The following is a 13,676-nucleotide window of genomic DNA, read 5'->3' on the forward strand; positions in this document are numbered from 1 at the left end:
CGTTTATAAAGTTGTAACAATGCTTAATATTTATGTTGCACTGCCACAATGTTGAGCAGTTGAGGTCACAAAGCGGCCTAAACCCTTAACCTGCATTAAGCATACCGCTTGCCCCAAAATTAACCGCTCTGCCCATAGATTGGAAAAAGAGTGGGGATCTCGACTTTGGCCAATACGCATGACGACCAGGCATTTGACTTCAATTTGACGCCAGCGGCGCCTCAACAGGTCGAATCCGCAAGAGAATCAGTCAGTGAACAGCCCGAAATGGGTGATTTGGACCTGGCGTTGAAGGCCGCTGGCGAAGCCGCCTATCGCTGGATTGTCGAAACCGATGAAATCATCTGGAGCCCCAATGTGGCCGAGGTGCTGGGTTGCCCCTCTTCCTTCGTTTCCACCGGAAAGCGCTTTGCCAGCCTCCTGGACGTTGAAAACGTCACCACCCGCTATGAAACGGTGATGAATTCCAAGGCCCGCGACGATGGCCGCGGCGTTCCCTTCCAGATTGAATATATGTTCAAGAGCCAGGGCAGAAACAACCCTGTCTCCGTATGGATCGAGGATGCCGGCCGCTGGCAGGCAGGCCTGGATGGCAATCCTAAAGTGGTTTTCGGCACGGTGCGCCGCGTCGATGAGCGCCACCGCCGCGAACAGCATCTGAATTTCATGGGCAATTGCGATCCGCAAACCGGCATGATGAACCGTGGCCGCATGACCGAAGCCCTGGGCGAAGCCATTGCTGTCGCCACCAAGGCCAGCACGCAATGCGCCTTCGCCATTGCCGCCATTTCCAATCTGGCACTGGTCAATGAAGCCTATGGCTTCGAAATCGCCGACGAAGTGATTGTCGCCGTGGGCCGCAAACTGCGCCAGGTGATGCGCGGTGGCGACGGCATCGCCCGTTATTCCGGAGGCAAATTCGGCATCATCCTCAATGACTGCAAGGAAGAAGAGCTGGAAATAGCCCTCAGCCGCTATCTTGAAGCGATCCGCGATAGTGTGATTGAAACGGGCCGTGGTCCAGTCTGGGCCACGCTGTCAATCGGCGCCGTCACCTTGCCGAAATATGCTGCCACTGCAAGTTCCGCCACATCCTTTGCGGAAGAAGCCTTGAGCGAAGCCCAGAAACTGCCCGCCGATGGCTATATCATTTTCCGCCCCTCCGAACGCCGCAACGCCGAGCGCGAAATCAATTCGCGTTGCGCCACCGAAATCGTGACCTGCCTGAAGGAAGAGCGTTTCAAGCTGGCCTTCCAGCCCATCGTCGATACCAAGACCGGCAAAACAGCCTATCACGAAGCGCTGCTGCGCATGCGCGATCAGGAAACCGGCGAGCTGATCACCGCATCGCATCTGATCCCGGTGGCGGAACGCCTAGGCATCGTACGCCTGGTGGACCGCGCGGTGCTGCAGCTCATCATGCAGACTTTGCAGCAGCAACCCGACGCGATGCTGACCATGAACATTTCTGGCACCACCGCCACCGACCCGCATTGGTACGACCAAATTCTCGATGCCATGCGTGCCGAACCCAAAATGGCCGAGCGTCTGACGGTTGAAATCACTGAAACGGTGGCGCTCAGCCATCTCGCTTCGACGCGACGCTTCGTGGAAACCCTGCGTGAGGCCGGCTGCGGTGTGGCCATTGACGACTTCGGCTCGGGCTATACCTCGTTCCGCAGCTTGCGCGAATTGCCCGTCACCATGTTGAAATTTGATGGCTCCTTCTGCACCAATCTGCGCGAGAACCCGGACAATGAATATATGGTCCGCAGCCTGATTGATCTTTCGCATCGCTTTAATCTGAAATCAGTGGCCGAATGGGTGGACCGCAAGGACGACGTCGAAGCACTGACCGAATGGGGCGTTGATTATCTGCAGGGCCATTTCGTCAGCGAAGCAACTTTGACGCCCAGCTGGGCCTCCGCCGTGCGCCCCGCCGCCCAAGAACCCTTCATCATCCGCCCCGCCCGCGCTGTGGGCCCGGAAATTGTGGTGGCGGCCCCGCCGGTAACAACGGCATTCGACTTCAGCGAGACGGCCGAAGAAGAGATCGAAATCGCGCCCTTGCTGGATGTAGCACCGACGGCCTTCGCCGCCACGCCAGAGCCCACGCCCATGGTCGCATTGCCAGTGTTGGCGCCTGAACCAGAGATAACATTGGAAGCCCCAGCAGCACCTGCGCTGGATGAAACCATGCTCGATTTCTCAGCGCTGGATGACAGTATCGAAAAGCTGCGCGATGCCTTGCGCGGTCTGGAATTCAGCGCCGCGGCACCTGTAGCTGATGCTTCACGCGACGAAGAAGACAGCGACCAGCACGCCGCTTAAGGCCTTTACTTCGAAATCGTATCCAGCTTCCGCTGCATGGCGGCCATCTGCTCTTTCAGCGTGGCCAGATCATCGCTTGAAGCGGCAGGAGCAGCCTCAGGCTTGGGTGGCACCGGATTGGGTGCACCACCCATCACATTGGCGAAGGGATTGAACATCTTCACGGCTTCATTGAACATCGCCATGTTGCGCTTGGCCTGATCTTCCATGCCTTTGAAGGGCTCAGCGATGCCCCCCATGCCCATCTGGTCGAGCATCTGCTTGCGGATCTTGTCTTGGTCCTTGACCAGATTGTCGAGCGAGAAGTCCAGATAGCCCGGCACCACACCCTGCATCTGGTCGCCATAGAACTTGATCAGTTGCCGCAGGAAATTGACCGGCAGCAGGTTCTGCGAGCCCTTGTTCTCTTCTTCGAAAATGATCTGGGTCAGAACCGAATGGGTGATGTCTTCGCCCGTTTTGGCGTCATAAACCAGGAAATCCTGGCTGTTTTTGACCATCTGGGAGAGGTCATCGAGGGTGACATAAGTGCTGGTGGCCGTATTATAGAGACGCCGATTGGCGTATTTTTTGATCACGGTAGCCTGTTTGGCACCCGTTCCCTGCGACTGATCTTCACTCACTGCCAACTCTCCCTGATGACCTTTTAAAGTTGCGCCGTGCAGTGCACATTTGCAAGTGCAAAAAAATCTCGCAATTGCACTCACGAAGGGTCTAAACTTTAGCCAATAGCCCCTTTGGAGACCAAATTATGAGTGCCAATACCGATATCGTCATCGTTTCAGCCGCAAGAACCCCTGTCGGGTCTTTCAATGGGGGCTTGTCGTCCCTCACTGGTGCCCAGCTGGGCACCATCGCCATCAAGGCCGCACTGGAGCGCGCCAAGGTCGAATCCGCTGAAGTGAACGAAGTGATCCTCGGCCAGGTGCTCACCGCAGCCCAAGGCCAGAACCCGGCTCGCCAAGCCTCAATCGCCGCCGGCATCCCGAAGGAAGCCCCAGCCTGGTTGATCAACCAGGTCTGCGGTTCGGGCTTGCGCTCAGTCGCCATCGGCGCCCAGCAGATCATCACTGGTGATGCCGCGATCGTGGTGGCCGGTGGCCAGGAATCGATGAGCAAGTCAGCCCATGCGGCACACCTGCGTGATGGCGTGAAAATGGGCGATTGGAACCTGATCGACACCATGATCAAGGACGGACTGTGGGATGCCTTCAACGGCTACCACATGGGCATGACTGCCGAGAACGTCGCCAAGCAATGGCAAATCACCCGCGACCAGCAGGATGAATTCGCGGCGAAGTCGCAGAACAAGGCCGAAGCCGCGCAAGCCGCAGGCAAGTTCAAGGACGAGATCACCCCCGTCACCATCGCCTCCAAGAAAGGCGATATCGTCATGGACACCGACGAATATATCAAGAAGGGCGTGACCGCTGAAAGCATCGCCAAATTGCGCCCCGCCTTCAACAAGGAAGGCACGGTTACCGCCGCCAATGCCTCAGGCATCAATGATGGTGCCGCCATGGTGGTGCTGATGAGTGCGGCGGAAGCCGCCAAGCGCGGTTTGACACCTTTGGCCCGCATCGCCTCTTTCGCCACAGTAGGTGTTGATCCTGCCGTCATGGGCTCAGGCCCGATCCCCGCCTCGCGCGCCGCACTCAAGAAGGCTGGCTGGAATGCCGCCGACCTCGATGTGATCGAAGCCAATGAAGCCTTCGCCGCACAAGCTTGCGCCGTGAACAAGGACATGGGCTGGGACATTGCAAAGGTGAACGTCAATGGTGGTGCCATCGCCATCGGACATCCCATCGGCGCATCGGGCGCCCGCATCCTCAACACCTTGCTCTATGAACTGAAGCGCTCCGGCGGCAAGAAGGGCCTCGCCACGCTCTGCATCGGCGGCGGCATGGGCGTTGCCATGTGCGTGGAGCGGTAAACTTTCCGCCCGGCACCACCCTCCCCCAATGGGGGAGGCGCGCCACCAAACCAGTTGCCCCAATTTCGCCCCTGCGGCATGATCTTCCCATAAAAACAAAATCTGGGAGAATGTCATGAGCCGTGTTGCAGTCGTCACGGGCGGAAGCCGAGGTATCGGTGCAGCCATTTCCAAAGAGCTGAAAGCCAAGGGCTGCAAAGTAGCCGCTATTTACGCGGGCAATGATGCAGCCGCATCCGCCTTCACTGCCGAGACAGGCATCAAGACATACAAATGCGATGTGACCCATCCGCAGATTTGCACAGTGACGCTGAAAGAGATTGAAACCGATCTCGGCCCTGTTGATATCCTCGTCAACAATGCCGGCATCACCCGCGATGCCATGTTCCACAAGATGACATTGGGCCAATGGCAGGAAGTGCTGAACACCAATCTCAACGCACTGTTCAACATGACGCAGCCAGTCTGGGGCGGCATGCGTGACCGCAATTTCGGCCGCATCATCTGCATCTCGTCGATCAACGGCCAAAAGGGCCAGATGGGCCAGGCGAATTACGCTGCCGCCAAGGCCGGCGAGATCGGCTTTGTGAAATCACTGGCGCAAGAAGGTGCGGCCAAGGGCATCACCGTTAATGCCATTTGCCCCGGCTATATCGGCACCGAAATGGTGAAGGCCGTGCCGGAAAAAGTGATGAATGAGCGCATCCTGCCGCATATCCCCGTGGGCCGCATCGGCGAGCCTGAGGAAATCGCACGCTGCGTGGCCTTCCTCGCCGCCGATGAAGCCGGCTTCATCACCGGTTCCACGCTGACCGCCAATGGCGGCCAATACATGGTGTAACGCATGCCCCGCCAAAGTGTGATGCGGTTTGGCGGTCGGGGCATGCGCCATTTTAAAGTGGCGCGAATCCTTTTCGGCAAGCCGCGAGCGGCTTGCCGGGATACGCGCTAATGTGGGACTTGGTGCTTGAAGCCAGGTCCTTGGCTTGCGAACGCGGCGGCAGAGAAGTTTTCCGCGATCTGGATTTTAGTGTGAAAAGCGGCGAGGCGCTCGAGCTGCGCGGGCCCAATGGTTCGGGCAAGTCATCGCTGCTGAGATTGCTGGCGGGGTTGAATAAGTACTCCAAGGGAACTTTCACTCTTACATCCGTCATTCCCGATACCGTCGGAGAACACGCTCATTACATTGGCCATCAGGAAGCCACCAAATCCGCGCTTAGCGTGCAAGAAAATCTCGCATTCTGGTCCACCTTTCTCAGCGGCGAAGCATTCAGCGATCTCAAATCTTTTCGCCTCGACCGCCTCGCCGACGACGAAGCCCGCCTTCTCTCCGAAGGTCAGCGCCGTCGACTGGCCCTCTCGCGCCTTGTCGCGGTGAAGCGCCCGCTCTGGCTGCTGGATGAACCCACAGTCGGCCTTGACCAGACTGCACTCACTGATCTGCGCCGCGAAATGACTTCGCATCTGGCGCAAGGCGGTCTGATCATCGCCGCCACTCATGCTGCATTAGGCCTGCCCGGCATTCGCAGCCTCGAACTAGGGGCCGCAACCTGATGCGCCGCCAGCTTATGGCGCTGGTGAAGCGCGACCTCACCCTCGCCCGCAAGCAAGGCGGCGGCCTCGGTGCGGCCTTGAGCTTCATGCTGGCCGTGGTTGTATTGGTGCCACTGGCCGTTGGCCCCGATCTCAATCTGCTGGCCCGCCTGGCCGCTGGCCTGATGTGGCTCTCGTTGCTGCTGGCCGTGCTGCTCACCGCTGACCGCATCTTCCAGCAGGATTTCGAGGATGGCTCGCTTGACCTGATGACCATGACGGCCTTGCCCTTTGAACTCGTGGTCCTCACCAAGGCCCTCACCCACTGGCTTTCCGTCTCGCTGCCCCTCGCATTGATTGCGCCGCCACTGGGTCTGATGCTGAATCTCGATGTGAACCAGCTTCCCATTCTCTGGGCCGCGATGATCACTGGCTCGCTCGCTTTGTCCCTGTTGGCCGGTCTGGGCGGTGCAATCACCGCAGGCTTGCGGCGTGGTGGCCTGCTGACGGCACTTCTGATTCTCCCCCTTTACATTCCTGTGTTGGTCTTCGGCATTTCAGTCTCCGCCGCCACAATAGGCCCGCAGAGTGCGTGGCCTTCGCTGCTCATTCTCATCGCCATCACGCTCCTGTGCCTGGTTGTCACCCCTGTGGCATCGGCAGCAGCACTGAAGGCTTACTTGCGCTGAATGATGGGCTATATTTGAACCATGCAGAAATTTGCCAACCCGGCTCTGTTCCTGAAACTGGCCAATGCGCTGATCCCCTTCGCCTGGGCGCTGACCGCTGTGCTGTTCGCCGGCGGACTTTATGGCGCGCTGGTCACCAGCCCTGCCGATTACCAGCAGGGCGAAACCGTACGCATCATGTATCTGCATGTGCCCGCCGCCTGGATCGCTATGTTCGCATACGGCTTCATGGCGCTGGCCAGCGCCACGGCGCTGATCTTCCGCCACCCGCTGGCCGATACCGCCGCAAAATCCGCTGCACCTCTCGGCGCCGTCTTCTGTTTCCTGGCGCTGGCCACCGGATCGATCTGGGGCAAGCCCATGTGGGGTGCGTGGTGGGTGTGGGATGCAAGACTGACATCATTCTTCATCCTGATGCTGCTCTATCTGGGATACATCGCCATCTGGCAGGCGATTGAAGACCCGCATCTGGCTGCCACCATTGCCCGCATCGTGGCGCTGGTTGGTTCGATCATTCTGCCCATCATCAAATTCTCGGTGGAATGGTGGAACACCTTGCACCAGCCGGCCTCGGTGCTGCGCATGGATGGCCCATCGATTGACAAATCCATGCTCTGGGTGCTGCTGGTCATGGCGCTGGCTTACACGGCGTTGTTCATCACCTTGCTGCTGGTCTCGATGCGCAGCGAGATCGCAGCGCGCAAGCTACGCAATCTGCGCCTGTCTGAAATCCGGGAAAGCTGATGGACTGGCTGGCCCACAATTCAGGTTTTGTGATTGCCGCCTATGCCATTTCAGGCATTTGCCTTGTCGCACTCGTCATAGGCGTGGTTGGGTTGGATAGGCAACGCGCCCGCGCACTCAAAAACCAGAAGAACTAATTCAAAAAGCGGAAGTGAGTTTGAGCGGCCTAAACGACAGGCTTGCGCTTCAGTTTGACCTTGCCATTGCCCGCCGCATTTTCAGGCTCCGGCGTATTGGCGTCGATCTTGTCCATCTCGGCACCAAGACCAGCCAGGCATTCCAGAACCACCTTGCGATCCGGCCCTGCAAAATGCGCCAGCAACTTGCGGTCAATATCTTCGGCGCCTGATTGGCAGCCGCGCAGCATCTTCTTGCCGACAGGCGTGAGGCGGATGGCATTGGTGCGCGCATCTTCCTTGGAGCGCTTGCGTTGCAGATAGCCCTGCGCCATCAGGCGCGCCACCACGTCAGCCAAAGTCGAACGGTCAATGCCGGTGACTTTCACCAGCTCTGTCTGGCTCTTGCCTTCAAAACTATCGACGGCGGCGAGAACAGTGAACTGACGGTGCGTCAGCCCGCTCTTGCCCACTTCTTCCATATAGAGATGCACAGAGTACTGCACCGCCCGCTTGAGCAGGTGTGAGAAGGAACGTGCGAACGGCTTTATTTCTTTTTGTACCGACATCACATTTCCAGCGCGGTGCTGTGCCTCTTTCGTTTTGGAGTTGCGCACTCTTGAAGCGGTTAGCTCCAATTGGAAAGACATCCATCAGCAGCGCGCTGAACTCCTAGCGATTGGCGTTGCACGCCGCAAGTGCAAATTTCTTCAACCAAGAGACATCAGCTAGTGACAATTTTTAAACGAATGCAAGTCTTGACAAGAGGTGAATTCTGATTCGACCGTATACAGATCATCAGCCTGCGGAATAAATCTGATCGCTCAAAAAACTGATCAGTTTTGAATGATTCAAAGCTGCCAGAGCGTGCAGCGCATCAGTCCTTGATGTATTTCGCCATGAACGGCGCATTCGCAAGCGCAAAAACCAGCGTGCAGATCAACAGGCCGAAAGCCTTGAAGGCCACCCACACTTCAGTGCTGAAGAAATTCCATATGACGATATTGACGATGCCCATCGCCGCGAAGAAGACAGCCCAGCGGATGGTCAGTGTGCGCCATGCATCATCCGGCATCTCAATCGCCGAACCCATCATGTCTTTCAAGAAGATGCGCTTGAAGTAAAGCCCGGCCAGCAGGATGAAAGCGAAGAAGCCTTCAATCAGCGTCACCTTCAGTTTCAGATACCACGGGTCCTGCAGATAAAGCGTGATGGCGCCGAACAGGCCCACAAACACCGCACCCACCAAAGCAAACTTGTTGATCTTGCGCGTCAGGTAATAGCTGATCGCCAGCGACACGAAGGTTGCAGCCATCAGCACAGCCGTGGCCCACAGCAGCCCGAGTTGCCAATTGGCCACAAAGAAGGCCAGCAGTGGCCCAAGGTCCAGCGCCAGTTTCTGGCCCTGTGAGATTTTTACATCAGTCATTTTTCGTCCAATCCGGCAATCGCCCGCGCAAAACCCTCGGCATCGAAGGGTTGCAGATCGTCGATCTGCTCGCCCACGCCCACGGCATGAATGGGAAGTTTGAATTTCTCGGCAATGGCAACGAGGATGCCGCCGCGCGCCGTGCCATCAAGCTTGGTCATGATCAGGCCCGTCACGCCGGCCACCTTGGTGAACACTTCGGCCTGGGCCAAGGCGTTCTGCCCAGTCGTCGCATCCAGCACGAGCAACACCGCATGCGGTGCGCCCGCATCGAGCTTCTTGATGACGCGCACCAGCTTGTCCAGCTCATCCATCAGATGCGCCTTGTTCTGCAGGCGGCCGGCGGTGTCGATGAACAGAATATCGGTCTTCGAATCCTGCGCCTGCTTCAGTGCATCAAAAGCCAGGCCCGCCGCATCAGCCCCGGTCGGGCGCGAGATAGTCTCAGCACCGATGCGCTGGCCCCAAACGGTGAGTTGCTCAATGGCTGCAGCGCGGAATGTATCACCGGCGGCAAACATCACCTTGAATCCTTCCGCCGCTGCGATTGACCCCAGCTTGCCGATCGTGGTGGTCTTGCCCGAGCCATTCACCCCGACGACCATGATGACGAATGGCTTCTCCGCCCCGAAATTGAACGGCACTTCAACGGGCTTCAAAACCTTGGCCACTTCGGAGGCGAGAATCTGCTTCACTTCTTCCGGATCAACTTCCTTGTCATAGCGACCATCTGAAACCCGCGCGATGATGCGCTCGGCGACAGCAAGGCCCAGATCGGCTTGAATGAGCGTGTCTTCCAGATCCTGCAGCGTTTCCTTGTCGAGCTTCCGCTTGGTGAAGATCGCAGTGATGGAACCGGAAATCCCCTTGGAGGATTTCGACAGGCCATCCTTGAGGCGCGAGAACCAGCCACTGCGCTGCGGCGCTTCCACAACGGCAGGCACAGGTGCGGGAGGCGGAGGTGGTGGTGGCTCAACGATAACCGGCGCAATTTCAACAATCGGCTCTTCAACAACAGGCTCTGGCGCAAGTTGAGGCTTCTTGGCTTTTGCTACCGGCTTTTCCGGCTCAGCCTTCTTCGTCCTGGGCGCAGGTTTTTCAGGCTCCGCCTTCTTGGCAGGAGCCTTTTTTGCTTCTTCTTTTTCCGGCTCGGCCTTTTTCGGTGAAGACGTTTTCTTCGGCGGCGGCTCCTTTTTTGCAGGAGGCTCTTTCTTGGAGGGTGCCTTCGGTTTGGCCGGAGCCTTCTCCCTTACTTCGGGTTCAGCAGGCGCCGGTTCAGGCGCAACAATTACTTCCACTTCAGGTTCGGGCGCGGGCAGCGCGGCTTGTTCTGCCGGCGGCGGAGCTTCATCCGGCTTGCCGGTGATCCGGTTGAACAGTTTCTTGAAGAAGCCGGCCATTACATCCCCACCATCAGATGGGACGCCGAGACGGAAACCACCTTGGCCTTGATCACCGCACCCGGCACCATGGCGGTTTCAAACTTCGCCAATGCAAAATGGGGCGTGCGGCCGATCGATGGCGTTTCCACCAGAATGTCGCGCGTGGCACCCACTTCAGCGGCGAGAAAAGCCTGCAGCCGCGCTTCACCCTTGGCGCGCAGCAAGGCGGCGCGACGCTTTACGATCTCGCGGTCCACGGGCGGCATCTTGGCCGCTGGCGTGCCGGGCCGTGGCGAATAAGGGAACACATGCAGGAAGGTCAGCGCGCATTCATCCACGATGCGAAGCGAGTTTTCGAACATCTCGTCCGTCTCGGTTGGGAAACCGGCAATAATGTCCGCCCCGAACACCATATCGCTGCGCTTCGAACGCAAGTCTTCGCAGAACGCAATCGTATGCTCGCGGTTATGGCGGCGCTTCATGCGCTTCAAAATCATGTTGTCGCCGCTCTGCAGCGAAAGATGCAGATGCGGCATGATCCGTGCCTCGCCTGCGATCACTTCAATCAGTTCTTCATCCGCTTCGATGGAATCAATCGACGACAAGCGCAGGCGTTTCAACTCAGGAACTTGGCGCAACATCGTTGAAAGCAACCGCCCCAGCTTCGGCGCACCTTCAAGGTCAGCACCCCAGCTCGTCAGGTCCACGCCGGACAGCACAATCTCATTGTGACCTTCCGCCGCCAACCTGCGCACCTGCTCAACCGCATCGGCAATCGGCACCGAGCGTGAATTGCCGCGGCCGAACGGAATGATGCAGAAGGTGCAGCGATGGTCGCAGCCATTTTGCACCTGAACAAAAGCGCGCGTGCGCCCGGTCAACCGGTCAATCACCGGTGGCCGCGTTTCCTTCACCTGCATGATGTCGGATACATCAACGCGTGGGCGGTTGGTGGCAGGCAGCCAGGCCGAGGCCTGCAGCTTTTCTTCATTGCCCAGAATGCGCGTTACTTCCGGCATAGCGGCGAAAGTTTCCGCTTCCGTCTGCGCCGCACAGCCCGTCACGATGATCTGCGCGCCGGGATTTTCCTTGGCGGCCTTGCGGATCGCCTGCCGTGCCTGCCGCGTCGCTTCCGCCGTCACCGCGCAGGTATTGAAAATGATCACGTCTTTCAGGCCGGCCTTTTCGGCATGGCCGCGCATGATCTCGCTCTCAAATGTGTTGAGGCGGCAGCCGAACGTGTGGAGCTGGGCTTCCTTCACAACAGCCCTTCCGGCAGCGTGCCTTCAAAATCCAGCGCCGCCGGCCCCGTCATCAGGATGTGGCCGTTGTCTTCATTCACGGCCATCAACAGATCACCGCCCGGCAAGGTGATCTTGCACTTCGCATCGATGATCTTGATCCGGTGCCCCGCCGCCATCGTGGCACACGCCGCCGTACCGCAAGCCTGCGTGAGGCCCGCACCACGCTCCCACACTTTCAGGAGAACATGATCGCGCGCCACCACTTTTGCCAGCGAGATATTGGCGCGCTCGGGGAACATCGGATGATTTTCAATCATCGGGCCGACCTTGGCGAAATCCACCACGTCGAGATCATCCACCCAGAAGATGCAATGCGGATTGCCCACATTCACCACTGACGGCGAATGCAGCAGTGGCTTGTCGATTGGGCCAATCTGCAATTCGATATGGCGCGTATCAGGGAACGCTTCAGAAAGCGGAATATCCTTCCAGCCAAATTTCGGCTTACCCTGATCAATGGTGACCAGATGCGTGCCGGCCTTTTTCGCCGTCAGCATGCCACCCTTGGTTTCGATAGTGGCAATCTCAGCTTGCTTCTCGTCGAACACCAAGTCAGCGATGCAGCGCGAGGCATTGCCGCAACTCGGCACTTCACCACCTTCGGCATTCCAGATGCGCATCCGCACATCGGCCACGGGCGAACGCTCCAGCACGATTAACTGGTCGCAACCAATGCCAGTCTTGCGGTCAGCGATGGCGCGCGCCTGTGCTTCCGAAATGGCAAGCGGCTTCGCCCGCGCATCAAGCACGACAAAATCATTGCCGAGACCGTTCATTTTCCGGAAAGGGAGGCTCATATGCGGCCTTATATGGGAGTTTAGGGGTGGAAAGCTAGATCAGCGCGTCGGCACCGGGGTTTCGCCGGAATAGTCGTAGAATCCACGTTTCACCTTGCGGCCCAGCCAGCCGGCCTCGACATATTTGACCAGCAGCGGGCACGGCCGGTATTTCGAATCCGACAAGCCCTCATGCAACACCTGCATGATCGAGAGGCACGTATCCAGCCCGATGAAATCGGCCAGCTCCAAGGGTCCCATCGGGTGATGCGCACCCAGCTTCATCGCCTTGTCGATGGCCTCAACACTGCCCACGCCCTCATACAGCGTGTAGATCGCTTCATTGATCATCGGCAGCAGAATGCGGTTGACGATGAAGGCCGGGAAATCTTCCGACACGGCAATCGTCTTGCCCAGCGAGCCCACAAATTCATTCACCTGCTGGAACACCGCCTCATTAGTGGCAATGCCGCGGATCAGTTCGACCAGTTCCATCATCGGCACCGGATTCATGAAATGTATGCCCATGAATTTTTCCGGCCTACCAGTGGAGGCTGCGAGCCGCGTAATCGAAAGCGAAGATGTGTTGGTGCCGATGATGCAATCCGGTTTCAGATGTGCCGCGACATTTTCCAGAATCTGCTTCTTCACAGCTTCCTTCTCGGTAGCCGCCTCGATCACCAGATCGCAATCCTTGAAGGCTGCCAGATCGGGCGCCGACTTGATCTTGCCGAGTGCTGCAACCTTCTGCTCTTCGGTGGCCTTGCCGGATTTGATGCGGCGGTCAAAATTCATGGCGACACTTTTGATGCCGGCATGCACGCGCTCGGCCGTTTGGTCGTTCAGCAGCACATCATAGCCCGACGAGGCGCAGACCTGCGCGATGCCAGCGCCCATTTGCCCGGCACCGATCACGCCGACTTTTACGATTTTTGTCATGGGCGGCGAAACTATGCCCTTGAGGTGCGCAACTCAAGCCCATTTCGCAGGCGCAAAATGACACAGTTAATGGGGTTCAGACGCCCTCTGCTTCGAAGAACACCCGGTGCGTGCCATCTGCATCAATTACGATGCTGCCTGAACCGTTGATCCCGGCCAGAGCACCCGTCCCACTTCCCGGAACGATGTTGAAATTTTCGCCCGAGCGGTCCTTGCCGCTGGTCGTCGCTGCGTGCCAGAAATTGAACGCACCCTTCTTCCCAGACAGCGCGCCCTCGAAACTTTCCATCGCAATATAAGTGCCACCCTTGGCGGGATCATACGCGGCGACAAAGATGGTCGATGACCGGCCTTCGATCTCGCCCTCATAAGTCTTGTCGAAAGTGGTCACACCGACTGGCAACGCGGTCGTCACTTCGGGCATGGGCTTGAGATCCCTGGGCTTGAAATTCTGAACTTTGAACGTGCCGGAATAGCGCATGGGGTGACCTCAAAAAGAA

The 13,676-nt window shown here is 58.1% G+C and carries 15 protein-coding genes; 7 read left to right on the forward strand and 8 right to left on the reverse strand.

Features of this window, described 5'->3' with window-relative positions:
• Window positions 1-267 precede the first annotated feature (267 nt).
• Window positions 268-2,331, forward strand: coding sequence for a GGDEF and EAL domain-containing protein (locus F8B91_RS15095; RefSeq protein ID WP_196504671.1), 2,064 nt, complete (start codon window positions 268-270; stop codon window positions 2,329-2,331).
• Between the two features lie 5 nt (window positions 2,332-2,336).
• Here the strand turns inward: F8B91_RS15095 and phaR are convergent, their stop codons facing one another.
• Window positions 2,337-2,954: a polyhydroxyalkanoate synthesis repressor PhaR gene (gene phaR / locus F8B91_RS15100; RefSeq protein ID WP_196504672.1), complete on the reverse strand. Its 618-nt coding sequence runs from the start codon at window positions 2,952-2,954 to the stop codon at window positions 2,337-2,339.
• Between the two features lie 128 nt (window positions 2,955-3,082).
• Here phaR and F8B91_RS15105 point away from each other — a divergent pair, with 128 nt between their 5' ends.
• From F8B91_RS15105 to ccmD, 6 genes are all read left to right on the forward strand, one after another.
• A complete protein-coding gene (locus F8B91_RS15105; RefSeq protein WP_196504673.1) occupies window positions 3,083-4,264 on the forward strand; it encodes an acetyl-CoA C-acetyltransferase in 1,182 nt (393 codons plus the stop codon).
• A gap of 115 nt (window positions 4,265-4,379) precedes the next feature.
• Window positions 4,380-5,105 (forward strand): acetoacetyl-CoA reductase, encoded by a 726-nt coding sequence (phbB, locus tag F8B91_RS15110; RefSeq protein WP_196504674.1) that lies wholly within the window; start codon window positions 4,380-4,382, stop codon window positions 5,103-5,105.
• A 110-nt stretch (window positions 5,106-5,215) separates the two neighbouring features.
• Window positions 5,216-5,818 carry a heme ABC exporter ATP-binding protein CcmA gene (gene ccmA / locus F8B91_RS15115; protein ID WP_432432044.1) on the forward strand — a complete coding sequence of 201 codons (603 nt, stop codon included), beginning with the start codon at window positions 5,216-5,218 and terminating at the stop codon, window positions 5,816-5,818.
• Entirely contained in the window at window positions 5,818-6,486 is a 669-nt protein-coding gene (ccmB, locus tag F8B91_RS15120; RefSeq protein ID WP_196504675.1) for a heme exporter protein CcmB, read from the forward strand. Before ccmA ends, ccmB begins: the two co-directional genes overlap by 1 nt.
• A gap of 21 nt (window positions 6,487-6,507) precedes the next feature.
• Window positions 6,508-7,230, forward strand: coding sequence for a heme ABC transporter permease (locus F8B91_RS15125; RefSeq protein WP_196504676.1), 723 nt, complete (start codon window positions 6,508-6,510; stop codon window positions 7,228-7,230).
• Window positions 7,230-7,367, forward strand: coding sequence for a heme exporter protein CcmD (ccmD, locus tag F8B91_RS15130; RefSeq protein WP_196504677.1), 138 nt, complete (start codon window positions 7,230-7,232; stop codon window positions 7,365-7,367). The genes F8B91_RS15125 and ccmD overlap by 1 nt, the downstream gene beginning before the upstream one ends.
• Before the next feature lie 29 nt (window positions 7,368-7,396).
• Here ccmD and F8B91_RS15135 read toward each other — a convergent pair whose 3' ends face one another.
• The 7 genes from F8B91_RS15135 to F8B91_RS15165 form a co-directional block, all read right to left on the reverse strand.
• Entirely contained in the window at window positions 7,397-7,915 is a 519-nt protein-coding gene (locus tag F8B91_RS15135) for a MarR family winged helix-turn-helix transcriptional regulator (protein ID WP_196504678.1), read from the reverse strand.
• Between the two features lie 308 nt (window positions 7,916-8,223).
• Window positions 8,224-8,775 carry an inner membrane-spanning protein YciB gene (locus F8B91_RS15140; RefSeq protein WP_196504679.1) on the reverse strand — a complete coding sequence of 184 codons (552 nt, stop codon included), beginning with the start codon at window positions 8,773-8,775 and terminating at the stop codon, window positions 8,224-8,226.
• A complete protein-coding gene (gene ftsY / locus F8B91_RS15145; protein WP_196504680.1) occupies window positions 8,772-10,175 on the reverse strand; it encodes a signal recognition particle-docking protein FtsY in 1,404 nt (467 codons plus the stop codon). Before ftsY ends, F8B91_RS15140 begins: the two co-directional genes overlap by 4 nt.
• Window positions 10,175-11,419, reverse strand: coding sequence for a tRNA (N(6)-L-threonylcarbamoyladenosine(37)-C(2))-methylthiotransferase MtaB (gene mtaB / locus F8B91_RS15150; RefSeq protein WP_196504681.1), 1,245 nt, complete (start codon window positions 11,417-11,419; stop codon window positions 10,175-10,177). Before mtaB ends, ftsY begins: the two co-directional genes overlap by 1 nt.
• On the reverse strand, window positions 11,416-12,258 hold the full coding sequence (dapF, locus tag F8B91_RS15155) for a diaminopimelate epimerase (RefSeq protein ID WP_196504682.1): 843 nt from the start codon (window positions 12,256-12,258) through the stop codon (window positions 11,416-11,418). The genes mtaB and dapF overlap by 4 nt, the downstream gene beginning before the upstream one ends.
• Before the next feature lie 39 nt (window positions 12,259-12,297).
• Entirely contained in the window at window positions 12,298-13,176 is an 879-nt protein-coding gene (locus tag F8B91_RS15160; protein WP_196504683.1) for a 3-hydroxybutyryl-CoA dehydrogenase, read from the reverse strand.
• 76 nt (window positions 13,177-13,252) lie between these two features.
• Window positions 13,253-13,657, reverse strand: coding sequence for a DUF3224 domain-containing protein (locus F8B91_RS15165; RefSeq protein ID WP_196504684.1), 405 nt, complete (start codon window positions 13,655-13,657; stop codon window positions 13,253-13,255).
• Between the last annotated feature and the right edge of the window lie 19 nt (window positions 13,658-13,676).

Source organism: Aestuariivirga litoralis, from assembly GCF_015714715.1.
Taxonomy (GTDB): Bacteria; Pseudomonadota; Alphaproteobacteria; order Rhizobiales; family Aestuariivirgaceae; genus Aestuariivirga; species Aestuariivirga litoralis_A.

Coding starts and splice junctions, on each gene's coding strand:
- F8B91_RS15095 (WP_196504671.1), top strand. CDS start 268: ATGGGTGATTTGGACCTGGCGTTGAAGGCCGCTGGCGAAGCCGCCTAT.
- F8B91_RS15105 (WP_196504673.1), top strand. CDS start 3,083: ATGAGTGCCAATACCGATATCGTCATCGTTTCAGCCGCAAGAACCCCT.
- phbB (WP_196504674.1), top strand. CDS start 4,380: ATGAGCCGTGTTGCAGTCGTCACGGGCGGAAGCCGAGGTATCGGTGCA.
- ccmA (WP_432432044.1), top strand. CDS start 5,216: ATGTGGGACTTGGTGCTTGAAGCCAGGTCCTTGGCTTGCGAACGCGGC.
- ccmB (WP_196504675.1), top strand. CDS start 5,818: ATGCGCCGCCAGCTTATGGCGCTGGTGAAGCGCGACCTCACCCTCGCC.
- F8B91_RS15125 (WP_196504676.1), top strand. CDS start 6,508: ATGCAGAAATTTGCCAACCCGGCTCTGTTCCTGAAACTGGCCAATGCG.
- ccmD (WP_196504677.1), top strand. CDS start 7,230: ATGGACTGGCTGGCCCACAATTCAGGTTTTGTGATTGCCGCCTATGCC.
- F8B91_RS15135 (WP_196504678.1), bottom strand. CDS start 7,915: ATGTCGGTACAAAAAGAAATAAAGCCGTTCGCACGTTCCTTCTCACAC.
- F8B91_RS15140 (WP_196504679.1), bottom strand. CDS start 8,775: ATGACTGATGTAAAAATCTCACAGGGCCAGAAACTGGCGCTGGACCTT.
- ftsY (WP_196504680.1), bottom strand. CDS start 10,175: ATGGCCGGCTTCTTCAAGAAACTGTTCAACCGGATCACCGGCAAGCCG.
- dapF (WP_196504682.1), bottom strand. CDS start 12,258: ATGAGCCTCCCTTTCCGGAAAATGAACGGTCTCGGCAATGATTTTGTC.
- F8B91_RS15160 (WP_196504683.1), bottom strand. CDS start 13,176: ATGACAAAAATCGTAAAAGTCGGCGTGATCGGTGCCGGGCAAATGGGC.
- F8B91_RS15165 (WP_196504684.1), bottom strand. CDS start 13,657: ATGCGCTATTCCGGCACGTTCAAAGTTCAGAATTTCAAGCCCAGGGAT.